Annotated in this window: 14 protein-coding genes and 3 pseudogenes; 9 read left to right on the top strand and 8 right to left on the bottom strand. The window is 58.6% G+C overall.

The features are described from left to right. Window positions 1-8 precede the first annotated feature (8 nt). From QO002_RS27055 to QO002_RS27045, 3 genes are read left to right on the top strand one after another with little or no spacing between them, the layout of a single operon-like run. The gene (locus tag QO002_RS27055; protein WP_307235793.1) at window positions 9-1040 is read left to right on the top strand and encodes an aldo/keto reductase; all 1032 of its coding nucleotides are present in this window, start codon (window positions 9-11) and stop codon (window positions 1038-1040) included. Next, window positions 1037-1411 carry a CidA/LrgA family protein gene (locus QO002_RS27050; RefSeq protein WP_307235791.1) on the top strand — a complete coding sequence of 125 codons (375 nt, stop codon included), beginning with the start codon at window positions 1037-1039 and terminating at the stop codon, window positions 1409-1411. The genes QO002_RS27055 and QO002_RS27050 overlap by 4 nt, the downstream gene beginning before the upstream one ends. Further along, entirely contained in the window at window positions 1404-2105 is a 702-nt protein-coding gene (locus QO002_RS27045) for an LrgB family protein (RefSeq protein ID WP_307235789.1), read from the top strand. Before QO002_RS27050 ends, QO002_RS27045 begins: the two co-directional genes overlap by 8 nt. 722 nt (window positions 2106-2827) lie before the next feature. Here QO002_RS27045 and QO002_RS27040 read toward each other — a convergent pair. The 3 genes from QO002_RS27040 to QO002_RS27030 all read right to left on the bottom strand — a co-directional run bounded on the left by QO002_RS27040 (window position 2828) and on the right by QO002_RS27030 (window position 11476). Further along, window positions 2828-9421, bottom strand: a complete 6594-nt coding sequence (locus QO002_RS27040) for an Ig-like domain-containing protein (protein WP_307235787.1) — start codon at window positions 9419-9421, stop codon at window positions 2828-2830. 169 nt (window positions 9422-9590) lie between these two features. After that, window positions 9591-10361, bottom strand: a complete 771-nt coding sequence (locus QO002_RS27035; protein WP_307235785.1) for an outer membrane protein — start codon at window positions 10359-10361, stop codon at window positions 9591-9593. A gap of 620 nt (window positions 10362-10981) precedes the next feature. Continuing rightward, the gene (locus QO002_RS27030; RefSeq protein WP_307235783.1) at window positions 10982-11476 is read right to left on the bottom strand and encodes a hypothetical protein; all 495 of its coding nucleotides are present in this window, start codon (window positions 11474-11476) and stop codon (window positions 10982-10984) included. Between the two features lie 665 nt (window positions 11477-12141). Here QO002_RS27030 and QO002_RS27025 point away from each other — a divergent pair. The 3 genes and pseudogenes from QO002_RS27025 to istB all read left to right on the top strand — a co-directional run bounded on the left by QO002_RS27025 (window position 12142) and on the right by istB (window position 16118). Beyond that, entirely contained in the window at window positions 12142-13431 is a 1290-nt protein-coding gene (locus QO002_RS27025) for an ATP-binding protein (protein ID WP_307235781.1), read from the top strand. Window positions 13432-13766: 335 nt separating this feature from the next. Next, window positions 13767-15255, top strand: a pseudogene (gene istA / locus QO002_RS27020) (IS21 family transposase). After that, the gene (gene istB / locus QO002_RS27015; RefSeq protein WP_307225648.1) at window positions 15252-16118 is read left to right on the top strand and encodes an IS21-like element helper ATPase IstB; all 867 of its coding nucleotides are present in this window, start codon (window positions 15252-15254) and stop codon (window positions 16116-16118) included. Before istA ends, istB begins: the two are co-directional and overlap by 4 nt. A 151-nt stretch (window positions 16119-16269) precedes the next feature. Here istB and QO002_RS27010 read toward each other — a convergent pair. Then, window positions 16270-16799 (bottom strand): annotated as a pseudogene (locus tag QO002_RS27010) (tyrosine-type recombinase/integrase). Between QO002_RS27010 and QO002_RS27005 the strand changes: the two are divergent. Further along, window positions 16768-17124 (top strand): annotated as a pseudogene (locus QO002_RS27005) (MFS transporter); the annotation flags it as partial. The pseudogenes QO002_RS27010 and QO002_RS27005 overlap by 32 nt on opposite strands. Window positions 17125-17208: 84 nt before the next feature. Here the strand turns inward: QO002_RS27005 and QO002_RS27000 are convergent. The 3 genes from QO002_RS27000 to QO002_RS26990 all read right to left on the bottom strand — a co-directional run bounded on the left by QO002_RS27000 (window position 17209) and on the right by QO002_RS26990 (window position 20814). Continuing rightward, on the bottom strand, window positions 17209-19074 hold the full coding sequence (locus QO002_RS27000) for a DHA2 family efflux MFS transporter permease subunit (protein ID WP_307236278.1): 1866 nt from the start codon (window positions 19072-19074) through the stop codon (window positions 17209-17211). 167 nt (window positions 19075-19241) lie between these two features. Beyond that, a complete protein-coding gene (locus tag QO002_RS26995; RefSeq protein ID WP_307235779.1) occupies window positions 19242-20294 on the bottom strand; it encodes a type III polyketide synthase in 1053 nt (350 codons plus the stop codon). Window positions 20295-20484: 190 nt separating this feature from the next. Then, on the bottom strand, window positions 20485-20814 hold the full coding sequence (locus QO002_RS26990; protein ID WP_307236276.1) for a DUF2147 domain-containing protein: 330 nt from the start codon (window positions 20812-20814) through the stop codon (window positions 20485-20487). A gap of 437 nt (window positions 20815-21251) precedes the next feature. On the opposite strand from QO002_RS26990, the gene QO002_RS26985 reads away from it, so the two are divergent. Further along, window positions 21252-22376: an IS5 family transposase gene (locus QO002_RS26985; RefSeq protein WP_307228028.1), complete on the top strand. Its 1125-nt coding sequence runs from the start codon at window positions 21252-21254 to the stop codon at window positions 22374-22376. 137 nt (window positions 22377-22513) lie between these two features. On the opposite strand, the gene QO002_RS26980 is transcribed toward QO002_RS26985, so the two are convergent. Beyond that, window positions 22514-23377, bottom strand: coding sequence for an SDR family oxidoreductase (locus QO002_RS26980; protein ID WP_307235777.1), 864 nt, complete (start codon window positions 23375-23377; stop codon window positions 22514-22516). A 202-nt stretch (window positions 23378-23579) separates the two neighbouring features. Here QO002_RS26980 and ku point away from each other — a divergent pair, with 202 nt between their 5' ends. Continuing rightward, window positions 23580-24440, top strand: coding sequence for a non-homologous end joining protein Ku (gene ku, locus QO002_RS26975; RefSeq protein ID WP_307235775.1), 861 nt, complete (start codon window positions 23580-23582; stop codon window positions 24438-24440). Window positions 24441-24443 lie beyond the last annotated feature (3 nt).

Below are 24443 nucleotides of genomic sequence, written 5' to 3'. Positions count from 1 at the left end.
CACAAATCATGCAGCCCGATACATCCAGGCGCGTTGGCCAAACCGACCTTCATATTCCCGTTCTGGGGCTTGGAACCTGCCCGCTCGGTGGCGTTTATGAAGCAATCGACGAACCGACTGCCCGCGCAACCTTCGAAGCGGCCTGGAACTCTGGCCTCCGCCTGTACGATACCGCGCCCTGGTATGGTCTTGGCCAAGCCGAACATCGAACGGGGCGCGCGCTCTATGAAAAGGAGCGTGGTTCCTATGTTCTCACGACCAAGGTTGGTCGGCTGCTGAAGGCACCGCGCGACCGTGACTCCTTCAAGTCCGTAAACTGGGCCGGAGCGCTGCCCTTCGAGCATCATCACGTCTTTACCTACGACGCCATCATGCGTTCTTATGAGGACAGCCTGCAGCGTCTCGGAGTCAACCAGATGGATGGGCTCTACATCCATGACCTCGACAGCGGCTATTTCCGCAGCAAAGAAGAGTTGAACGCCCGCCTTGGCGATCTGGAAAAAGGTGGCTATCGCGCGCTGGAAGAATTGAAGCGGAGCGGGGAGATCAAGGCCATCGGTGCCGGTGTGAACGAGCGGGGCATGATCGACCGCTTTCTTGATCGCTTTGATCTCGATGTCTTCCTTATTGCCTCGCGCTACACGCTGCTGGAGCATGACATCTATTTTGACGAGGTCGCCCGCGCCGGAAAACGGGGTGCGAGCCTTGTTGTCGGCGGCGTGTTCAGCTCTGGTATCCTGGCGACGGGGCCCGTCGAAGGTGCGAAATACGAGTATGGTGCTGCCTCGGATTCGATCATCGAGCGGGTCAGGAAACTAACGGCCGTCGCTCACGCGCATGGCGTTTCTCTTCCGGCCGCGGCACTTCAATTTCCCTTGGCATCGTCGGTGGTCGCCTCTGTCGTCTTCGGAGCGGTCAAACCCGCTGAAATCGAAGCGAATGTAGCCCACTTTTCAGCCGTCATTCCGGCCGGCTTCTGGTCTGATTTGCGCGCTGAAGGTCTGGTCCATCCCGAAATCCCGCTGCCGGAGCACGCATGAACCTTGATCGGTTTCGGGCGGCCGGGCGCTGGATCGGTGCCCTTGCCGTTATTTTCGCGGCATGGGCGGCGGGCGAGGGGCTTGCGGCAGGTTTTAACCTCCCGGTGCCGGCCGCGCTTATTGGGCTGGCGCTGCTTTTCCTAGGCTTTTGCCTGGCGCCACCGCTGGTAAGCGTTACCGAACCGGCCGCACAGACACTTCTGCGCCACTTCCCGTTGTTCCTTTATCCATTGGGTGCTGGGTTTCTTACCCTGCATGATGTCGGTGCGATGGTTATCCTGAAAATTCTGGTGACGGTCTTCGTCTCGCTAGTCTTTTCACTTCTCGTTGGCGTCCAAGTTTTCCGCATTTTCAAGAACAAGCATGGATGACATCATTCCAACACTGGTCTGGCTGACGGCGACGTTCCTGATCTGGCTGATCAGTCGACGTTTGACGGAGAAACTCCGCATCTCCTCGCTCCGAAATCCGCTTTTCTTCGCCATCATTGTGCTCTGCATTCTTCTGCCGGGCGTTGGCCTAGCTCCAAGCGACTATCTCGCCTATGTCCGGCCTTTGACATTCCTGATTGGTCTGGCGACCGTGGCGTTAGCCCTGCCGCTCTGGCAGCAAAGGATGCTCATCCACGCAAACGCGCGGGCGATGCTTCTATCGACGCTGGTATCAACAGTTACAGGTATTCTCGCCGCCGTCGCGCTAGGCTGGCTGTTCGGCCTTGACCAGCCGGACATCGCAAGCATGGGACCCAAGATGACGACGCTCGCAGTCGCGCTCCCTCTGTCTCGCCTTACGGGCGGGTGGGACAATCTCGCTATACTCTGCGTCATGTGTAACGGCGTCGGAGGCTCGTTCATTTCGAGCGCGCTCTGGAAAAACGTTGTCCCGGAGAGCGGCCCGGAGGAGCGCGCCTTCTCGCTCGGTCTTTCTTCGCATGCCATGGGGATTGCCCGAACGCTGGCAGTCTCACCGGATCATGTCTCGCTTGCCAGCTGCGGCATGCTATTGAGCGCTCTCATGACTGCCATCCTTTATGGGCTAGCCTTGGCAACGGCTATTTCATCCTGATGCGTCATCGGCTACGCAATCTAAGGGCCGAAGTGCGGCGCCTGGCGTTAAATGCATGGCGGCCAATTCGCATCCTTTCTCTATCCACGCAATGTTGCACGCTCGCGCAACTGATTTGAAAGCCCGGAAGTATCGAAGGTCGCTTTTTCGCAGGTAGAGGCGAAAAAACGAATCCACCGCTGGAGATAGGACGGCGATGTCCAGATAGATAGCGAACGCTGGGCATCCGCTGCTACGGCTGCGATAAATCACTACCGCATCTCCAGCAATCTGTTCCTTTGCTAGAATTTTAGGTTGCGCCGCCGCCGGTGTCCGAGAGTATTAGCATTCGAGTGAGCCTATCGAACATAAGCCAAAAGTTCCATAATTAGTCTTACGCATTTTTTTCTAAGGTACGGAAAAATCTGCAAAAAACAACCTTTCTTCGACGGTAAGTTGATGCGCCCACGTCGCGAACCGGCCCTTCGTCCGCGCTCCATTTCGCAAGCGAACATCAACGTTGGCAGGCCAGTTCTTGCGATAGTCAAATCCGCGTAGACTCGACTACCGGGCATTCGGCCGTCCTAGAGTGAACAAATCGGCAACCAGGGTCAGTCCCGCACCGACCGCAGTCAAGCCGTCGTTTTGCCGGGGTCAGTCGCTTACGACCCCCGCCAGATGTTGACGTGATCTTGTTTCGCAGCGTCCGCTGGTGGGGCGAGGAAAGATGCCCGTAAGCCGCTTCAGAGAATAAAATCCCCCTTGGCAAGATGAAGGATGCCGGTCAGTTCGATCTGAAAATCGGCGCGGCCATCGAGGTTGACGTCGCCATAGACGATTGTCTTGTCCTCGGCTGTTCCGGCAACGTCGAAGGTGCGGTAGATCAGCTCACCCGACTTCCCCGAAAAATTCCCCGTTCCATTCCAGACGAAGCTCTGGTCGCCGACGACCTTGATGTTGGCGTCAATCTTCGACAGATCGAGCCGGTCCTCCCCACGCACAAAATCGGCGACGATGTCGCGTTTGTCCGCGCCTGAGAGCTGGCTCAACGAGCCGTTGTTAACAAAGCCCGTGAAGCCGGGGGCGGAATCCTGTGGAGTCATGAACACGAATACATCACTACCCGCCCCGCCGTAGAGCTTATCGACGCCGGTGCCGCCGATGAGCCTGTCATTGCCGGCGCCTCCTTTGAGAATATCGTTGCCATCCTTGCCGTCGAGAATGTCGTGGCCTCCCGTGCCCGTCAGCGTATTGCTCCCTGACGTGCCCGACACCGTCTCAATTACGTCGGTGATGTTAAGCTTGAGCGCTTTGGAGGTCTCGAAACTCGTGCCAATCGTCGGATCATCGAGCCGCACGCTAACATCGAGAACTGGATTAGTCTCGAAATCGAGTTTGGTGCCGGCCTTCAGCCACAATGCGCCATTCTTGATCTCGAACAGTTTCGCATCCGCGCCCGCCAGCGACAGCGTGTTGCCGCCGCCGTCCGCGTCGATAATGGCGAGGCTTGCCACCTTGAGGCCGACCGTCGTCGAGGCATTCTCAGGCAAAGCCTTGAGGGTCTGTGTCACGTTGAGGGTAGGCGCGTCATTGCCGATCAGGATCCCCGACGTCGATGGGATACCGTTCAGCTTGGGCACCAGATTATTGCCGAACAGATCGCGGATCGTGCCGCCGCCGAGCACTATGGCGTCTCCAAGAACGATTCCGGTCAGGTCCTTCTGACTTGCAATCACGGGCAAGTGGAACACCAGGGCCGACGTCCCGCTGCCGCTCTCATAGTCTGCGTAGGCGGTGAGACCATTATCCAGCTTTACGGCAATTTTCGGGGTTCCACCACTTGTGTCCACCATTGCCGCACTGTTCAGCTTGACGATGAATTCGAGGGCCTGGCCGGTCTTGTAGGTCGCGTTGCGCGGCACTGCGACTGACGTGACAGCAGGGGCGGTGTGATCGACCTGATAGCTCTGTCCTGCGCCATATCCGGCGGAGATGGCGTTTCCGGTTGCATCCGCGATGGCAGTGCCAGTCGCCTTGAGATCGAGCCGCACGGTGCCATTGCCGGCAAGATTGTCGACGGTGACGGCATAGGTGCTCCCATCGATCCGCGTGACGCCTGTAATCCTGCCGGCCGTCGTGCCGGTGGTGGCGAGCGAGAAGTCGGAAGCATCCACGCGGGATACGGCTTCGGTGAAGGTCACGGTGAATTGAACGCTGCTGGCATTGGTTTTTTCGCCCCCAACGCGAAGGATCGACGAAATGCCCGGCGCGCGTTGATCGACAGCGTAGTTGTTGGAGGTGGTGGTTCCCGTTCCGGCATTGCCCGCCCCATCCTGAACGCCCGTATTGTCCAGCGTGATGAGGTTGGTTCTGTCGGTGATGCGGGCGCTCGGCGTGAGCGTCGCCGTCCAGGTGATCCCGCCGTCGGACGAACCGACAGCGTCCACTGTGCCGTTGGCAACCGTCAGATCGGCGTTGCTGAAGCCCGTCACGGCTTCGCTGAAGGTGATAGTCACAAGCGCGGTTTCGCCAATCGCCAGTGCGCTGTCGGCGACGACGATGGAGGCCGTCGGACGCTGGCTGTCGACGGCGTAGTTGTTGGAGGTGGTGGTGCCGCTGCCGGTATTGCCCGCCCCATCCTGCACGCCACTATTGTTCAGCTTGATGAGATTGCTCATGTCGTTGACGTTGCTGGCGGGCGTGAGTGTCGCCGTCCAGGTGATCCCGCCGTCGGACGAACTGACCGAGCCCACTGTGCCGTTGGCAACCGTCAGATCGGCATTGCTGAAGCCCGTCACGGCCTCGCTGAAGGTGATGGTCACCAGCGAGGTTTCGCCAATTGCCAGCGCACTGTCGGCAACGACGATCGAGGCCGTCGGACGCTGGGTGTCGATGGTGTAGTTGTTGGAACTGGTGGTTCCCGTTCCGGCATTGCCGGCCAAATCTGCCACACCGGTATTGGCCAGCGTGATGAGGTTGGTCGCGTCGGTGATACTTGCGCTGGGCGTGAATGTCGCAGTCCAGGTGATCCCGCCGTCGGACGAACCGACAGCGCCCAATATGCCGTTGGCAACCGAGAGATCGGCGTTGGTGAAGCCGGTTACGGCTTCGTTGAAGGTGATGGTCACCAGCGAGGTTTCGCCAATTGCCAGCGCGCCGTCGGCAACGACGATGGTAGCGGTCGGACGCTGGGTGTCGACGGCGTAGTTGTTGGAGGTGGTGGTTCCCGTTCCGGCATTGCCCGCCCCATCCTGAACGCCGGTATTGTCCAGCGTGATGAGGTTGGTCGTGTCGGTGATGCTGGCGCTTGGCGTGAGCGTCGCCGTCCAGGTGATGCCGCCGTCGGCTGAACTGACCGCGCTCAATGTGCCGTTGGTGGCCGTCAGATCGGCGTTGCTGAAGCCGGTCACGGCCTCGCTGAAGGTGATGGTCACCAGTGAGGTTTCGCCAATTGCCAGTGCGCTGTCGGCAACGACGATCGAGGCCGTCGGACGGGCCGTGTCGATAGCGAAGTTGTTGGAGGAGGTGGTTCCAGTTCCGGTATTGCCTGCGGCATGCGCAACGCCAGTATTGTCCAGCGTAATAAGGTTGGTCGCGTCGGTGATGCTGGCGGTGGGCGTGAGTGTCGCCGTCCAGGTGATCCCGCCGTCGGCCGAACTGACCGGGCCCACTGTGCCGTTGGCAACCGAGAGATCGGCGCTGGTGAAGCCGGTCACGGCCTCGCTGAAGGTGACGGTTACCAGCGCGGTCTCACCTGCAAGCAAGGCGGTATCGCTGACAACGATGGTAGCGGTCGGACGCTGGGTGTCGACGGCGTAGTTGTTGGAGGTGGTGGTTCCCGTTCCGGCATTGCCTGCCCCATCCTGAACGCCGGTATTGTCCAGCGTGATGAGGTTGGTCGTGTCGGTGACGCTGGCGGTGGGCGTGAACGTCGCCGTCCAGGTGATGCCGCCGTCGGCCGAACTGATCGAGCCCACTGTGCCGTTGGCAACCGTCAGATCGGCGCTGGTGAAGCCGGTCACGGCCTCGCTGAAGGTGACGGTCACCAGCGCGGTCTCACCAGCAAGCAAGGCGGTATCGCTGACAACGATGGTAGCGGTCGGACGCTGGCTGTCGACGGCGTAGTTGTTGGAGGTGGTGGTGCCGCTACCGGTATTGCCCGCCCCATCCTGAACGCCGGTATTGTCCAGCGTGATGAGGTTGGTCGTGTCGGTGATGCTGGCGGTGGGCGTGAACGTCGCCGTCCAGGTGATGCCGCCGTCGGCCGAACTGACCGAGCCCACTGTGCCGTTGGCAACCGTCAGATCGGCGCTGGTGAAGCCCGTCACGGCTTCGCTGAAGGTGATAGTCACAAGCGAGGTTTCGCCAATCGCCAGTGCACTGTCGGCAACGACGATGGAAGCCGTCGGACGGGTCGTGTCGACGGCGTAGTTGTTGGAGGAGGTGGTTCCAGTTCCGGTATTGCCTGCGGCATTCGCAACGCCGGTATTGTCCAGCGTGATGAGGTTGGTCGCGTCGGTGATACTTGCGCTGGGTGTGAATGTCGCCGTCCAGGTGATCCCGCCGTCGAAGGAAGCGACAGCGCCCAATGTGCCGTTGACAACCGCGAGATCGGCGTTGGTGAAGCCGGTTACGGCTTCGCTGAAGGTGATGGTCACCAGCGCGGTTTCGCCAATTGCCAGCGCACTGTCGGCAACGACGATCGAGGCCGTCGGACGCTGGGTGTCGATGGTGTAGTTGTTGGAATTGGTGGTTCCCGTTCCGGCATTGCCGGCCAAATCTGCCACACCGGTATTGTCCAGCGTGATGAGGTTGGTCGTGTCGGTGACGCTGGCGGTGGGCGTGAACGTCGCCGTCCAGGTGATGCCGCCGTCGGCCGAACTGATCGAGCCCACTGTGCCGTTGGCAACCGTCAGATCGGCGCTGGTGAAGCCGGTCACGGCCTCGCTGAAGGTGACGGTCATCAGCGCGGTCTCACCAGCAAGCAAGGCGGTATCGCTGACAAAGATGGTAGCGGTCGGACGCTGGCTGTCGACGGCGTAGTTGTTGGAGGTGGTGGTTCCCGTTCCGGCATTGCCGGCCAAATCTGCCACACCGGTATTGGCCAGCGTGATGAGGTTGGTCGTGTCGGTGATGCTGGCGGTGGGCGTGAACGTCGCCGTCCAGGTGATGCCGCCGTCGGCTGAACTGACCGAGCCCACTGTGCCGTTGGCAACCGAGAGATCGGCGCTGGTGAAGCCCGTCACGGCCTCGCTGAAAGTGATGGTCACAAGCGCGGTTTCGCCAATCGCCAGTGCGCTGTCGGCGACGACGATGGAAGCCGTCGGACGGGTCGTGTCGACGGCGTAGTTGTTGGAGGAGGTGGTGCCGCTGCCGGTATTGCCCGCCCCGTCTTGAACACCGGTATCGTCCAGCGTGATGAGGTTGGTCGCGTCGGTGATGCTGGCGGTGGGCGTGAACGTCGCCGTCCAGGTGATGCCGCCGTCGGCTGAACTGACCGCGCTCAATGTGCCGTTGGTGGCCGTCAGATCGGCGTTGCTGAAGCCGGTCACGGCCTCGCTGAAGGTGATGGTCACCAGTGAGGTTTCGCCAATTGCCAGTGCGCTGTCGGCAACGACGATCGAGGCCGTCGGACGGGCCGTGTCGATAGCGAAGTTGTTGGAGGAGGTGGTTCCAGTTCCGGTATTGCCTGCGGCATTCGCAACGCCAGTATTGTCCAGCGTAATAAGGTTGGTCGCGTCGGTGATGCTGGCGGTGGGCGTGAGTGTCGCCGTCCAGGTGATGCCGCCGTCGGCCGAACTGACCGAGCCCACTGTGCCGTTGGCAACCGAGAGATCGGCGCTGGTGAAGCCCGTCACGGCCTCGCTGAAAGTGATGGTCACCAGCGCGGTTTCGCCAATTGCCAGCGCGCTGTCGGCAACGACGATGGTAGCGGTCGGACGCTGGGTGTCGACGGCGTAGTTGTTGGAGGTGGTGATTCCCGTTCCGGCATTGCCCGCCCCATCCTGAACGCCGGTATTGTCCAGCGTGATGAGGTTGGTCGTGTCGGTGATGCTGGCGCTTGGCGTGAGCGTCGCCGTCCAGGTGATGCCGCCGTCGGCTGAACTGACCGCGCTCAATGTGCCGTTGGTGGCCGTCAGATCGGCGTTGCTGAAGCCGGTCACGGCTTCGCTGAAAGTGATGGTCACAAGCGCGGTTTCGCCAATTGCCAGTGCGCTGTCGGCAACAACGATCGAGGCCGTCGGAGGCGTCGTATCCGCCGCGGTTGCGACGATGTCGTCGATGAAGACGGAAATGTCGACTTCGCCGTTCTGGCGGACGATGCGAACCTCATCCACAAATCGCCACGCGGGATCTGTCACGCTGACCAGCGTGCCCCCCGACCCAAACGCACCGGCAACGAAATCCTGCGATGCGCCAGCAACCGCCACACCATCGAGATACCCGACCAGACGGTAGTCGCTCCCGTTAGAGCCGCCGACTTCGACCCGAACCGATGTGAAGGAGAATGCATCGCCATCCTTTGCCTGAAACACCGCTGCCGCGTCTGTTCCGGTTCCGGCGGCAAAATAACTGTTGATATAGGCCGCCTTGTCGGTACTGCCGTTCGCCAGCGACGTTTGATCGGTGAGGTAGGTGATATCGACCGTACCCGTGGGGTCGGTGTTCCCGACCCCATCCAGCAGGTTAAACGTCCAGCCGTTGATTGTCCTGGGCTGGCCCTGGGTGCTCTGGCTCCATCCGAATCCATCGACAGCCACGCCATCGAAATTTTCCGAAACTGGGGCCGCCAGCAGCCCGCCATAGGCAATCGAACCGTCGGCACCCAGGGTGGGTGTATCGATAGGGCCTGTCCGATATGCAAGGGTCCAGTTGCCTCCCAGATCCGCCGCACCGGTCGCGTCGACTGACGCTGCGACATCGGCGCCCGAATATAGAGCCATCAGGTCAACGAACCTCGCTCCCTTCGAGCCGGTCGCCACATCGCAGCCATAGAGCAGGATGTCGCCGGAAGCGCAGAGCGCTTTGCCCAAGGTGGCAAGTTCGGTGCGGTGAGCCCTCAGCGCCGCCGCATCGATCCGCGCGTTACCGAGCAGAAGCACACCGGCTTCGCCGTGGGAGAGAATGTGGATTGCCTCATAACCCCACTTGCCCACCGCCCAGCCGGCCATCTGCGCAATGGCAGGCGCAGCCTGGCCGACCCAGACGATTTCGGCTCCCGGAGGCACCCCTGCTGCCAGGGCCCGCGTATCGGCGAGACCTGCGTCGATGAACACCACCTGGCGGTGGCTTCCGATCTCTATTGCAATAGCGGGTGTAACGGCAGTTTCGGTCATGGTTCCCCCAAAAAAGTGTTTGCGCCGGATGGTCGCCCGGTGGTTGCCGGTCGAAACCTTCGTTGTTCAGCCTGAATTTTCGGACATCATGTCCAGCGAAGCCAAATGTTCATCGGCGCTCGACTTTCACGGGGCTCGTCAGGCGGTCCCGTCAGTCAGCGGCGGGTACTTACATCCGCCATTTCAGTCCGACGCGGATGACATCGGCGTCAATATCGCTCTCAAATCGTGGGAACGCGCCCACTGGTTCAATGGCCGCGCCCGTGGCAGTCACCGAGCCGAAATCGTAATGCAGATATTCCAGGCCGACCGACCAGTTCGGCTGGAAGCGCCATTCGACACCGCCGCCTGCCACCCAACCGGTTTCCGTACCTCCGCCCGACACGTCCATCAGCCCCTGCGTCGGGACTTCGTGCCTGTCAAAGGCGCGCACATTGATATCGGCAAACGCCACGCCGCCGGTGACGTAGAACAGGACATCGGACGCCGTTACACCAGCGCGCAACCGCGCGCTTGCCGCCCAGTCCATGTCGAAGCTTGTATGGGTATCGCTCTGGATTGCCGAAGTCCCGGTCGCGCCGAGGTTCATCAGCGAGAAATCGAGGACCCCCCCGACCACGAAAGTTTTGTCGCCCAGATCGAACTGCTGATCGCACCCGGTCTCGACGCCACCTGTCAGCCCGTTGCCGGCCATGCCGATCGTTTCATAGGCGGGGTCATTCCAGGCGCTGCCCGAACCGGCGAATGGGCCTTCACGGAACGGCATGTCCGTCGCGTCTGCGTCCGCGCGCATATAGCCGGTGTTGGCACCGATATAGCAGCCGGACCAGGTTGATGTGGGTGCAATCGCGGAATCAATGTCTGCGGCCGCAGCAGGTATCGCGAGGGTGCCGGCGGCGATAGGTATCACAACCGTGATAACCCTTAGAATGCAATGCATCGATGCCCCCTCCAGACCAGCATAGTGCACCTTTTCGACATTCGCTTCTGCTGGAAAGCCCAGATATCTTGTCTTCAGCCGCAAACTTCCACGGGCTGACCATTCTGGGATGCTTTCCGCAACGACAGTTGCGGAAAAGACACGCCTTGCGTGCGGTAACACTGGCCGTTCAGGCGTCGTGAAGTAAGTTTAGGAGCTACGCATATCGCCAATCGAATCATCCCCTTTAGGACCCCGACTTTCATCGAGGCCCTCCATCTGGACGGCAATCCATCACAGTTCTGAATCGATTGAGCTCGTTGGATTCACAAAACTCAGTGCCTGTATCCTCAGTCGCGGTCCGGGAGTGTTGACCCAATAAGGCAGCTATCCCGAGGGGGCTTCCGCGGCTAGCCTCTGGGTAGGGCTGCCCCCGATCTGAAATTCAATCTCCCGAAAACCGATTCCCCTGCAAACGCCGTTATAGGAAGTAATGGGGGGAAGACGCATGATTTTCACCAACGTCGTTTGCAGGTAGGAGCGGGTCGGCGGTCAGGAAGAGGGATTGGGCGACTGGGAACTCAACCAGGCTTTCGATGTGGCGGACGGGAAGGCGAAGTTGCAAGATCGCCAGACAGTGGTCAGGTCGCCGGTCCCTGTGCGTCGCCGAGATGGCGTTTTGGCCGGAACGGAAACAGGCCATCAGAGTATTTGCGCACCAGGTCATCGAACACGTCGTAGCTTTCCCGATCATCAAAACCCTGGCCCACCAGGCCATCAACGATCTTGTCGGCCATCTTGGCTATGAGCTGACGCCCGTCATCGCGTCTTTCAATGCATCCGAGATCACCTGCCACAGGAACATGCGGGCGATATCGTCCCGTGAGGGCCTGCGTGTCTCCTTCGCTTTTTTCCGAACGCTCTTCTGCCGGAGCCGCTGCTCGGCGTTGCGCTGGCTCTTTGATTTCGTGGGCATGAGTTTGGGCTCCGTCATCGCTGGCGCTGCAAACAACACCCCGGGTCATGGCAATGTTGACAATCCGGAACGTCGTTCGATGCCTGTGATAACCAGGACCTGTTAACGGCTCATCAAGCGCCCTACTCCGTCGTGGCGTCGACATCGTCTGCGTCCGCATGTTCGAGGCTCTCCCCAACGTCACGTCGTTTGCAGCGGAATCGCAACATCGCAGATTGGACTCGACAATACCGTGCTCAGAATCGCGGTTTTCGTGTTCGGAATCGGGTCAGGTTAAATTGAGATGCTTTGAGCTGATGTGTCGGCAAGGCGCAAAAAGGTTTCGGCACGTCTTGGCAAGCTGTGCTGGGTTGATATGCCTTGCCAACCTTGCGTCATCTTCGAGCGGCCGTTCCTGGAGATCGTCAGTTGCTTGTCATTGCTGTCTTTGGATGACTGCTGAAAGCGATAGATACTGTCATCAGACACGGCATCTGTGAGACGAAACTAGTTCTGAGCGTCCGCCAGCAGCCGACCCGCACTAGCCTGGCAGAGCGATATTTGCGAACCATGACTATAATTGTTTACGTCTGTGGCAAGTTGCTGCCGGGCCTTCCGCCAATGATGTACGATATCAGTATGCAGCATGAACTTCCTGTGTTGCCCCAGCCCTCTGCGGACGTGATTTCCGCCTAAGGTAGGCAGACGAATGGCAGCTAAACCAGGCATCTGTCAAACCCTAATGAAACTTTCCCCGGATATCTATTGAAGCTTTCCCCAGCTCTCTATTGACACTTTCTCCGTCGGCAAGGTACTCGTTCTTCTATAAATTCGGAGTGAGTTACGATGAACGACCCGCTGCTGCCGCGTCATTTGGAGACGGAACTGAAGGACGCGCTTGCGTCGGCACGCGTCGTGAACATTATCGGCCCTCGGCAGGTCGGAAAAACGACACTTGTCCGAGACCTGATGACCATTGGCAAATTCATCACGTTGGATGACCCGGGTATCCTTGCAGCACTCGATGCCGATCCAAAGGGACAACTGGATGCCTTGATAGCTGAAGTACAAGCCGGTCCCCTTATCATCGATGAAGCCCAACGATCGACCAATCTCGCTTTGGCCTTGAAGAGGACCGTGGACGAGAACCGCAAGATGGGTCAGTTCGTCCTGACTGGCTCTTCCAACATATTCACGTCCTCGCATGTGGCGGACTCATTGGCGGGCAGAGTTCAAACCATGACAATGCTTCCCATGAGCGTTGCGGAAACGAAGCGTATGGGGCCTGCAAGAATACTTGACTGGGCATCGGCTGACGGCGGGCCTGATCCAACAGAGTTGCCGAAGGCGGAGGTCGTGTCCAGGGCGCAGTACATCGAGTTGATACTCGCTGGAGGTTTTCCTGAAATACGAAGCCTGGGAGACCATCGCCGACGCCGCCGGTATCGGGACTATGTGGACAGCGTTGTCGAACGTGACGTTGCCTCTATTCTCAAGATCCGAAAATCAGACGCGATGCGGCGAATGATCGAGCAACTGGCGGTCCGCGTCGGAAATGAGCTGAACGTAGACGACCTTGGCGGGAAGATCGGCATTCAACGGAATACGACAGAAACCTATCTCGATATCCTGACCAAACTCTCCCTCCTGAAGAGGCTGCCGGCCTGGACCTCTGGTGAGAACGGGCGTGACATTCGCCAGCCCAAGATACACCTCGTCGATACCGGGCTGGTGGCTGCCTTGAGAAGTATGAGCACCGAAACCTTCAACATCGATGCGAACCCGACAGCACTCGGCGGACTGTTCGAAAATTTCGTGCATAACGAGCTTTGGAAATCTCTTCCCTATCAGAAGCGTGATTGGCGCCTCTATCATTGGCGACATCAAAGGGGACGCGAGATCGATATTGTTGCTGAAGCGGACAGAACACTTGTGGGCTTCGAGATGAAGACGTCCACCACTGTCGATGCAAGTGACTTTCAGCACTTGCAGTGGTTTCAAGATGAGGGCCCGGGCAGAAGCTGGACCGTCATCGGCGTCGTCATCTATATGGGAGACAGGGTGCTGAGCTTTGGGCGAAACCTGTTCGCGCTGCCGCTGTCTGTCTTTTGGTCATTCCCGGATTTCCCGGCGTGATTGCTGTTCGACTTCAGTGGCCCATGGCATGCATGCCCCCGATCTCGAATTCACGCTCCCGAACACCGATTCCCCTGCAAACGCCGTTATAGGAAGTAATGGGGGGAAGACGCATGATTTTCACCAACGTCGTTTGCAGGTAGGAGCGGGTCGGCGGTCAGGAAGAGAGATTGGGGCGACTGCGAACTCAACCAGGCTTTCGATGCGGCGGACGGGAAGGCGAAGTTTGGGCAGGGCGGTGACAAAGTCTACCAGTGAACGCCGGCATATTGCCTGGCGGGGCGGAGTAAAATCCAGCCAGTGGTAGGCTGTCCTCTTTTTGAGGGCGGCCGGGGATGTTTGTCGTGGAGAGTTACGCCGCCGTTCGCCGGTTTGTTTTCGTTGAGGGTCACAGCCGCCGCGAGGCCTCTCGGGTCTTCGGTTTAAGCCGTGAGACGGTTTCGAAGATGTGCCGATTCTCGCTTCCACCGGGCTATACGCGCACGAAGCCTGTAGGCAAGCCAAAGCTTGGAATGTTTGCTTCCAGTCATCGATGAGATTTTGCAGTCGGATCAGGCCGGGCCGGTGAAGCAACGACACAGTGCCAAGCGGATATTCGAACGGTTGCGTGACGAACATGGCTTTGGCGGTGGCTACACGGTGGTGAAGGACTACGTCAGGATTTGCCGATCCAAGGGTCGAGAGACGTTCGTGCCGCTATCGCATCCGCCGGGACATGCACAGGTCGACTTTGGCGAGGCGATCGCCATCATCGGCGGTGTGCGCCAGAAGATACATTTCTTCTGCATGGATATCCCGCAGTCGGATGCGTGTTTCGTGAAGGCCTATCCGCGCGAGACGACGGAGGCATTCCTCGATGGGCATGTCTCGGCCTTTGCATTCTTTGGCGGCGTGCCGCTTTCGATCCTCTACGACAACCTCAAGATCGCGGTGGCCAAAATCTGCGGCGACGGCAAACGCGATCGAACCCGTGCCTTCACCGAACTCGTCAGTCACTACCTGTTCCGGGACCGGTTCGGGCGACCGGCCAAGGGCAACGACAAGGGCAAGGTCGAGGGGCTGGTGAAGTTCTCGCGTGCCAACTTCATGGTGCCGATCCCGCAGGTGGCAAGCTTCGAGGCGTTGAACGCAATGCTCGAAGACCGTTGTCGGGGCCGCCAGAGTGAATGCGCCGGTCGGCACACCGAGACCATTGGTGAACGTCTGGTGGCCGATACCGCGGCACTGCGCCGCCTCCCGGCCGTGCCGCTTGAACCCTGCGAGAAGCGTGCCGGTCGTGTCTCATCAATGTCGTTGGTGCGCTATCGCACCAACGACTATTCAGTGCCGACCGCCTACGGCTTCCAGGATATTGTGGTGAAGGGCTTTGTCGAGGAGGTCGTCATCCTGTGTAGAGGCCAGGAGATCGCACGCCACCCACGGTCCTATGGCGAAGGCGTATTCGTCTCCAATCCGCTGCATTATCTGGCGCTGATCGAGATGAAGCCCAATGCGCGCGACCAGGCAGCCGCCTTGCAGGGGTGGGACCTGCCGGAGGTGTTCCAGCATCTGCGCCATTTGCTGGAAGCGCGAATGGGCAATCGGGGTAAGCGTGAGTTCATCCAGGTGCTGCGGCTTCTGGAGGCAATGCCAAAGGACGTCGTCACCTTTGCTGTGACCGAAGCGATCCATCTGGGCGCAGCCGGCTTCGATGCGGTCAAACTGATTGCACTGGCACGTATCGAACGTCGTCCAGCCCGACTTGATCTTGCTGCCTATCCGCATCTGCCGAAGATGGATGTGAAGATTACCTTGGCGGCAGACTATTCGGTGTTGGCAGCATGACCCGCACAGCAAGCGACACGATGCCATCAGGCACAACGGGTGGAACCCCGCAAATCCTTCTGTCCCACCATCTCAAGCAATTAAAACTGCCGACGGTGTTGCGCGAGTATGAGAAGGTAGCACGGGAATGCGCCGAGAGCGGCGTCGACCATCCCCGCTATCTGTTGCGCCTGATTGAATTGGAACTGATCGACCGGGAACGCCGGACAGTCGAACGGCGCATTCGCGCGGCTCGCTTCCCGGCGGTCAAAAGCTTCGACACCTTCGACTTCACGGCCATACCCGGCTTGAACAAGATGCTTGTCCTGGAGCTTGCCCGTTGCGAATACATCCTGCGGCGCGACAACATCATCGCTCTCGGCAACAGTGGCACCGGCAAGACCCATGTCGCGCTCGCTCTGGGCCTCGCCGCCTGCCAGAAAGGCTTCACCGTCACGTTCACCACTGCAGCCTCGTTGGTCAGTCAGCTCCTGGAGGCGCGTGACGAGCGGCGGCTTCTCAAGCTGCAGCGCGATCTGGCTTCGGTAAAACTGCTGATCATCGATGAACTCGGCTATGTCCCCTTGTCATCGACCGGAGCGGAGCTGTTGTTCGAGACCTTCTCGCAACGCTACGAACGCGGCTCGACGATCGTCACGTCCAATCTGCCGTTTGAGGACTGGACGTCGGTGCTAGGGTCCGAGCGGCTGACCGGTGCGTTGCTCGACAGGCTGACCCACCACGTCAGCATCCTAACCATGAATGGTGACAGCTACCGGCTGAAACAGTCCGCCGCCCGCCGCCGCAATCCGTCATCAGGGGCGGAGCAAAACCAGGCCACCCAAACCGTCGACCCCGATACCGGCGAAATCCTCACACCCTGATCGAAATCACCGCCGCCGACATGGAAATGGCCCCGATCGGGGCCATTTCCATGTCGGCAACACAGCCCTGCCGCTGGCCTGGTTTTACTCCGCCGCACTGGCCTGCTTTTGCTCCGCCGTTGACAGAAGTTGCAAGATCGCCAGACAGTGGTCAGGTCGCCGTATTTTCGATCTTGGTGTGCCCCAACAGCATCTGGATCGCGCGAGATTGCCTGTTGCTTTGTAGATTATCGCGGCGTTGGTGCGGCGAAGCGAGTGCGTGCCATAATCTTCGCATCGGAGCCCGATTGCGGTCACCCATTCATCTACCAATTGGGCATACTGGCGAGTACTCAGATGATCCGTGCGGTCGACGCGGCTTGGAAAAGCGTAATCGTCGATTGTCCCACCTCGCCGTTCAAGCCAGGCAAGCAAGCTTGCCCTCACTTCCGCAGTGATTTCGAACTGAACCGGACGCCCGGTTTTCTGCTGGATGACAATGGCTCGAGTTCGAATTTGCGTTCCCGCTACGAGTGTCCCGATTTTCATTTTCACAAGATCGCAACCACGAAGCTTGCTGTCGATTGCGAGATCAAACAACGCACGATCTCTCATGCGTCCCTCCCTATCAAGGAAGAAGCGGATCGCCCAAATCTGGCGTTGTTTCAGCGGCTTCGTTGTCGCTATGGCGCTTGTCGGCATGCCCGGCGTGGTCGCCTTGATCGCGATGCTTCTCATCGCGCTCGGAGCCTCTCCTTGGGCCACGGCAGTTCTTCTCGTTTTGTGGGGCTTCTTTTCGACCCCCGTACCGGTCGCATGGAACACCTGGATGGCAAGGCTGGTGCCCGGCGAACTCGAAGCGGCGGGTGGTCTCCAGGTGGCCCTGATCCAGTTGAGCATCGCGGGCGGAGCTTTCGCAGGGGGCATTCTCTTCGATATGGCGGGATGGTGGAGCGCCTTCCTTCTGGCTGCGGTGCTTCTTTTCGGCTCCGCCGCGTTAGGCGCGGTCGCCAGCCGTCGAATCTGATCCTCGCTGCAACAATGGAGGACATCATGTCTCAGGGAATAGAGTTTGTCAGAAAGCCGCGAAGCACCGCGAGAATCGCCGCACCTACGAACCCACCTTTGGGACGATATTCGCAAAAGGTAAGCACAGCACAGCTAGAACGGTTATCACCGCGACGATTAACCAGGCTTCGTTGAGCGCCTGGACCGTCGCGGCCGTTTGAACAAGTGGGTCGAGCGTCGCTGTCGCCTGTTCGTCGAAAGACCCGCTGCGGCCCACCACCATCGCAGTCGGTACTCCGATGAATTTTGCAATGTCGAGATTTCCTTGCTGAAGACCGCTCCAGAGCTTCTGACCGAGCGGTTCTGATCGGGTGTAGATGATAGTGTCGATCAGCGCGATACCGAGCGCACCGCCAAGGTTCCGCATAAGGTTGAAGAGACCACTGGCATCGGGGACACGATCCGCCGAGAGATTGCCGAGTGCCAGCCGGGTTGGCGGTAAGAGGCAAAACATGATGGAAATTCCCCGGATAATCTGGGGCCAGAACATCGCATCAAAGTCTGTTTCCGGATCTTGCCATGCGCTCATGCCTATTCCAACTGCAAAGAGTGTGAAGCCTGCAGCGGAAAGCAACCGCGGATCCATTCGTTTTTCTAGAGCAACAGCGATCGGGGCAGTGCAGAGCTGCGCGATTCCGGTCACCAGCATCGTCATGCCAATATCCAGAGCATTGTGTCCTCGGACGAAGGCAAGAAAGACAGGCATCAGATACACGGATCCAAATAGGCCGATGCCAAGCACAAAGCTCAGTGTGGAACCAACCAAAAAATTTCGGTCCCGAAAATTCCGCAGGTCTACCAGGGGAGAGGCAATGCGGAGCGACCTCCATATAAAAAAAGCAGCGGAAACTGCAGCGACGACAAACAGTCCGCCGCTGATGGTTGAAAGCCATCCGCTCGTCGGCGCTTCCTTCAGCCCAATCTCCAGGCAAACAAGGGAAATAGACATTGCTGCCAGTCCCGCGACATCGATGCCTCTCAGTCTGGAGAGAGATATAGGCTGGCGGGGAAGTGATCTTGCGGCCACCCCAGCAGCGAGAATGCCGGGGATGACGTTGATCAGGAAAAGCCAGTGCCAGGAATAGGTCTCGGTCAGCCAGCCTCCAACAATTGGCCCCACGGTGGGTGCCAACACGGCCAAGACGCCTGCAATAGTCGTCGCGAGTGCCTGTTTGTTTTCCGGGAACAAAAGAAACACCGCGGAGAAGACAGACGGGATGAGCGTACCGCCCGCAAAGCCCTGCAGAACGCGCCAGCCGACGAGTTGACCAAAGCTGCCGCTCGCCGCACATCCTGCCGAGGCAATCACGAAGACCACCAGCGAAACTACGAACAACCAACGCATGGTCAGGACCCGGGTCAGGAAGCCGGTCAACGGGATCGCGATGACCTCCGCAATGAGATAGGCCGTCTGGATCCAACTCATCTGATCCGGATCAATGTCGAGCGCAGACTGGATGGTCGGCAATGAAGTCGCTACGACCTGCACGTCGAGGATGGCCATAAACATGCCCAGGCACATGGCGATGAACCCCGTCCAAACTAGGTGCGGGCGAGCTTGGATGGGATCGGTGTCGATCGCATTGGCACGGCGAGACCCTGCGAGAGCGATATTTTCCGCCTTGATGCGAATGGTCAGAATGATTGCGTTCGCGATCGAAAATAACATTGCGTAAAGCGGCATGCCGAAACACAGAGGCAAGACTGCAATTTCGCCAATTACAACGACGTAGTTTGGGTGTCGCAGGAAGCGATATGGTCCCGCGGCTCGGAGCTGTTCTCCCGGTACGATGATGATACGCGTGGTCCATCGGCGTCCGAGCGTTGCAAGTGTCCAAAATCGAAAGAGCTGCAAACCGCCAAAAATGCCCAACCAGACCAAGGATACGGGCGCATTCCACGCAAGCATCCACAATCCGCCAAGCCAAAGTCCGTGGAGGAGGACAATCAGCGGGTAGTGGTCTCCTGCTACCTCCCTGGCGCCTTTTGCCAACAGCTGACGTGTATTGCGCCTCGCTACCCATAATTCACCGAGGCGCTCAAACGTGACCGCTGCCAGCAGAAGGATGGAGAAGATCATGCGGCCGCCTTCAATGAGACGCAGCTTGCCGTGAACCCCGGGCCCATAGCTGTCATCAGTGTCCGAGCGGGCAAACCGGCGGTAATCAAGCGGTCTAGGACAAAGAGGGCCGTGGGGGCGGACATGTTGCCGTAGTCAGAGAGGACCTCGCGTTCATGATTGAGCGTTCCCTGGCCCAGATCAAGCGCCGATTCCAGGGCATCAATTACTTTAGCGCCCCCTGGATGGCAGGCGAAGCGATCAATATCCGTCAGCAGTAGGCCAAATCGAGCAAGAATGGCTTTGATGGTCGGCTTGATATGGGTCTCGGCGAAGGGCGGTATGGCGCGGTCGAAGACGACGCCCAGGCCCTCAGGGTCCACACTCCAACCCATGATGTCGAGCGTGTCAGGCCAGGTGTGCTGCCCACTCATCTCGACCTCGGCGATACCGTCGCTGATGGCGCTGATGACACATGCTGCGGCGCCATCACCGAAAAGAGCGGTCGCCACGATATTTGCCTTGGTCAACTTATCCATACGAAAAGCGAGCGTGCAGGTCTCGACGGCAACCAGCAGGACGATGCAGCCCGGCCTTGAAGACGCCAGCTTCGCTGCGATCGCAAAACCGGATACCCCACCAGCGCAGCCCAATCCGAATACCGGCACCCGCAGTATGTCATCACGGAAACCGAGCCTCCTGCTTACCCGTGCATCGAGGCTGGGTGTGGCAATGCCGGTTGATGAGACGGTGACGACAACATCGACCTGCGAAGCCGACAGCCCTGCTGCCTCTAAGGCCTTGCCGGCCGCGTCAACGAACAGCTCGCTGGCACCTTCGATGTAGGCCGCGTTTCTGTCCTGCCAACCGGACGTTTTCAGATACCATTCTATCGGCCGAACCCCGTAGCGGCGTTTGATGCCTGCGCTCTCGAATACTTTCGAGAGACGATCGAAATCGCTGAAGCGAGACGCAAAAGCCGTATGTGAAGCGACGGCGGCATCATGCTGATCGATGATGTGAGGAGGAACAGCTGTTCCGATGGAAATCAGCTTAACAGTTTCGGGCATGGAAAACTCTCAATTTCGAGTGCGAAAGCCTTCGCCGAGCCGGTCCAAGCCGTATTTATAACGATTCAAAGGGAGATTTAGTTTCGTGACGGGTCACAACAATTCAAAAATCGGTGGTCTTGATAAATTGAAATGAAGACTGTCTTGATGCCTCGCTGCGGGGCCAGGAGCACGGCTCGGCGTGGAGCGATTATTGGCTAGCGCGGGTCCAGGTCTGCGTTTTGCAAAGGACGTTCGTCGCACAGCCTTGAAGTTTCAAGTTGTCGCCTGACACTGTCAGTTTGCCGCTGTAGGTCGCTTTGTTTCGAGGGTCAGTAATCCGACCCTTGTACGAGTCTCCATCCGCCTGAAATAACCCCAACTTTTGGCCCGCATATTGTCCTGATTTTGCGACGATACAGTATTGCGAGCCGCAACGATCGATGACCGATATCTCACCAGTCTGTGTTTTCCAAGTACCGACAACTGGATCGGCGCCTATCGCCGCGCTCGAAATGAGGACGAACACACTTGCGATCATGATCCTGGGCGACATCGAAAATTCCTCGTTCTCGGTCAGATATGTAACCACCACGCGGTAAGGCAAGGTCCGCCGTGGACGGATAGGTCTGTCTCGGCGCAAAGCCGAAGAAGATTTCAGCCGGAGGGTGAGCATTGATCACCTTGGACAGGAAACACATAGGAAGAGGACTCTATTCATCGATCGTCGCCCAGTCGGGCGCATTGCAGCTTTCTCATTGGCACTCCAAGAACAGATGGTCCGAAGACGACGCCAAAACTTATCGACGATCTTGGCTTGAGCAGCGGTCCGCAACGCGCCTTCGTTCCAGACGCTAAGTGGATAGGGCACCAAAATCCATAAGCCGCCGTTCGTTTAACAGGATGCGGAAAAAGGCGCTTGCTGCGAGCGGACTGGCGTGATTCCCTGCCCGAGTGATTGGCCGGCAGGAGCAGGACATGCGGGGCAGTGATATCCAGACGGCGGGTCTGTTTTCTTATGTGAGCTGCGAAGCACGCGTTCCGACAAGCCATCCGCTGCGGGCAATCCGCGCGATTGTCGACGAGGCACTGGAAGTTCTGTCGCCTGATTTCGAGGCGATGTATTCAGCGATCGGCCGCCCGTCGATCCCGCCGGAGAAGCTTCTGCGCGCCCTGTTGTTGCAGGCTTTCTACACGATCCGCTCGGAGCGCCAGCTCATGGAGCAGATGGACTACAATCTGTTGTTCCGATGGTTCGTCGGCTTGTCGATGGACGCGCCGATCTGGGACGTCACCGTGTTCACCAAGAACCGTGAGCGACTCCTGGCTGGCGACATCGCCGCCAAGTTCCTGGCCGCATTGCTGAGCCAGCCGCGAGTTAAGGCTCTCTTGTCAGACGAGCACTTCTCGGTGGACGGCACCTTGATCGAAGCCTGGGCCAGCATGAAGAGCTTCAAGCCCAAGGACGAGACTGATGGTGACGGTGATGACAACAACGGCTCCGGCGCTGACGCGAACAAGCCCGCAAAGGCTACGGCACGCAACCCTGAGCGGGATTTCCACGGCGAGAAGCGCAGCAACGCAACTCACGCGTCGACCACCGACCCGGATGCCAGGCTTTACAAGAAGGCCCGTGGGCAGGCGGCCAAGCTTTGCCACATGGGCCACGTCACCCTGGAAAACCGCAACGGGCTGGTTGTCGACGCCACGCTGACCCATGCGACAGGAACCGCAGAGCGCGAGGCTGCACTGGATATGGTGGGCCGCATGGATGGTCGTCATCGCATCACATTGGCTGCAGACAAAGCCTACGATACGGCAGACTTCGTTGCCGCCTTGCGGGATATCAAGGTGACGCCACACGTTGCTCAGAACACGGCGAACCGACGCTCAGCCATCGATGGTCGTACCACCCATCACCCCGGCTACGCTGTCAGTCAGCGCATCCGAAAACGCATCGAAGAGGTATTCGGCTGGGCCAAGACCAGCGGCGGAATGCGCAAGACCCGCCATCGCGGAAAGGATCGCGTCGGTTGGATGTTCACCCTGACAGCGACGGCTTATAATCTGGTGAGGCTGCCAAAGCTGCTGACGACGGCATAATCGCGCCCGCAATCCGCCGAGACACGGCGGATGACGACAAAATGGCCGAAAAGGCCGCTGAAAAAGCCTCATCCCCGCTCGTCTTCGAACCGTCTAGCGAGGATCGGTAGAAAAATTAGCGCTATTTCCGCAACCTGCTAAATCATGATCTCACCGCCAGTGACGGGAATTACCGCTCCGGTGATGTAGCTACCTTCGTTTGAGGCCAGGAGAACATATGCACCTGCTAGTTCTGCCGGCTGGCCGGCACGTCCGATCAACGTCTGCTTTCCAAAGGATTCGGTCTTGTCTGAAGGCATCGTGGAAGGGATTAACGGGGTCCAGATGGGTCCGGGCGCTACGGCATTAACGCGGATTCCCTTGTCCGCCACCATTTCGGCAAGCCCCGCCGTAAAGTTGGATATGGCTCCTTTCGTCGATGCATAGGCAAGCAGGTGAGACGATGGCTGGCGGGATTGGATCGACGTGGTGTTAATTATTGAACTGCCAGGCTTCATGTGTGGGATCGCAGCTTTGGACAGATAGAATGGGGCGTAGATGTTGGTCCGGAACGTTTCATCCCATTCTGCATCGTCGATATCCGCGATGGATGAGTAGGTGCGTTGTAACGCGGCACTGTTGACAAGGATGTCGATGCCTCCGAGTTCGTCGACGGCTTTCTCAACCAAAGCGACGCAGAAGGATTCGCTTTTGATATCGCCGGACGCCAATATGGCTTTCTGTCCCGCGGCCTCAATCCAACGAGCTGTTTCCTCGGCATCATCGTGCTCACTGAGATAGGAAATGAGGATGTCTGCGCCTTCTCGCGCAAACGCAATTGCAACCGCACGACCGATGCCAGAATCTCCTCCTGTGATGAGCGCCACCTTTCCGGAAAGGCGTCCGAAACCCTTGTAAGAATCTTCGCCATGGTCAGGCACAGGTTTCATCAGCTTGGTTTCGCCTGGTGGCTTCTGTTCCTGTTTCGGCTGAGGAGGCATGGGTCGTGAAATGTCAGACATCGAGTTACTCGTTGAAGCTGTAAGACCGAACTTCTGAGAACTTGCTAAGTTCCCAGGCGATGAAGCCAGCTTGAAGGGCCATCGATAAACGCCTGACCTTCGTTGACTTTGAAGCGGGGGGCACCGAGCTTGCTTCTTGGCTGGAGAAGCACGGAACCAACCGTGCGCGCCCGCATTTCCGAGGAACACAAGGAGAGGCACAATGGCACCACGCGCAAATTGGAAGGGCTTCCTTAAAGTCGGAGAGCTCACCTGCGCTGTTGCGCTGTACACGGCCGCATCGACCTCAGAGCGAATTTCCTTTCACACTCTCAATCGCAAGACCGGAAACCGTGTGCGACGCGAGTTTGTCGACAGCGAGACGGGCAAGACCGTAGAGCGAGATGATCAGGTAAAAGGATATGAGGATTCAAACGGTCGCTACATCGTCTTCGAGCCGGACGAGATTGCCGCCGCCGTTCCAGACGCCGACAAAATGCTGGACGCCGAAAGTTTTATCAGTTGCGACGAGATTGACGACGTCTATTTCGACAAGCCCTATTACCTCGCGCCTGCCGATAAGCAGAGCAACGAGGTCTTCAACCTTATCAGGAACGGTCTCAAGAAGAGAAAGGTAGCAGCCATAGCAGAGACCGTTTTGTTTCGACGTGTCCGCAAACTGCTTATCCGGCCCTACGACAGGGGCCTTGTCGCATCGACGCTAAACTTTGAGTACGAGGTCCGCTCGGCTAAGGATGCCTTCAGCGATACTCCGAATTTGAAAATCGAAGCGGAGATGCTCGAGCTCGCCAATCACATTATCGGTGGAAAAATTGGGAAGTTTGATCCCAGCAAATTCGAAGATCGATATGAGGATGCTCTGACTGAAGTCGTCAAAGCCAAGATCGAAGGCAGGAAGATTAAGCCCCAACCCGTTCCGGAGCCCACGAAGGTAGTCGACCTTATGGAGGCCTTGCGCCAAAGTGCCGGTATGAAGTCTGGCGAGAAGAAATCGAAGGCAAAGACTGCAAAGAGATCTGCGACACAGCCGCAAAAGAAAACACCGACAAGGAAGGCGGGCTAGCGG

It is taken from the genome of Pararhizobium capsulatum DSM 1112 (assembly GCF_030814475.1).
In the GTDB taxonomy this organism is placed as follows: Bacteria; Pseudomonadota; Alphaproteobacteria; order Rhizobiales; family Rhizobiaceae; genus Pararhizobium; species Pararhizobium capsulatum.
The sequence above is the reverse complement of the archived record's forward strand: the minus strand, read 5'-3'. Positions and strand labels throughout refer to the sequence as shown.

Coding starts and splice junctions, on each gene's coding strand:
- QO002_RS27055 (WP_307235793.1), top strand. CDS start 9: ATGCAGCCCGATACATCCAGGCGCGTTGGCCAAACCGACCTTCATATT.
- QO002_RS27050 (WP_307235791.1), top strand. CDS start 1,037: ATGAACCTTGATCGGTTTCGGGCGGCCGGGCGCTGGATCGGTGCCCTT.
- QO002_RS27045 (WP_307235789.1), top strand. CDS start 1,404: ATGGATGACATCATTCCAACACTGGTCTGGCTGACGGCGACGTTCCTG.
- QO002_RS27040 (WP_307235787.1), bottom strand. CDS start 9,421: ATGACCGAAACTGCCGTTACACCCGCTATTGCAATAGAGATCGGAAGC.
- QO002_RS27035 (WP_307235785.1), bottom strand. CDS start 10,361: ATGCATTGCATTCTAAGGGTTATCACGGTTGTGATACCTATCGCCGCC.
- QO002_RS27030 (WP_307235783.1), bottom strand. CDS start 11,476: ATGCGGACGCAGACGATGTCGACGCCACGACGGAGTAGGGCGCTTGAT.
- QO002_RS27025 (WP_307235781.1), top strand. CDS start 12,142: ATGAACGACCCGCTGCTGCCGCGTCATTTGGAGACGGAACTGAAGGAC.
- istB (WP_307225648.1), top strand. CDS start 15,252: ATGACCCGCACAGCAAGCGACACGATGCCATCAGGCACAACGGGTGGA.
- QO002_RS27000 (WP_307236278.1), bottom strand. CDS start 19,074: ATGCTTGCGTGGAATGCGCCCGTATCCTTGGTCTGGTTGGGCATTTTT.
- QO002_RS26995 (WP_307235779.1), bottom strand. CDS start 20,294: ATGCCCGAAACTGTTAAGCTGATTTCCATCGGAACAGCTGTTCCTCCT.
- QO002_RS26990 (WP_307236276.1), bottom strand. CDS start 20,814: ATGATCGCAAGTGTGTTCGTCCTCATTTCGAGCGCGGCGATAGGCGCC.
- QO002_RS26985 (WP_307228028.1), top strand. CDS start 21,252: ATGCGGGGCAGTGATATCCAGACGGCGGGTCTGTTTTCTTATGTGAGC.
- QO002_RS26980 (WP_307235777.1), bottom strand. CDS start 23,377: ATGTCTGACATTTCACGACCCATGCCTCCTCAGCCGAAACAGGAACAG.
- ku (WP_307235775.1), top strand. CDS start 23,580: ATGGCACCACGCGCAAATTGGAAGGGCTTCCTTAAAGTCGGAGAGCTC.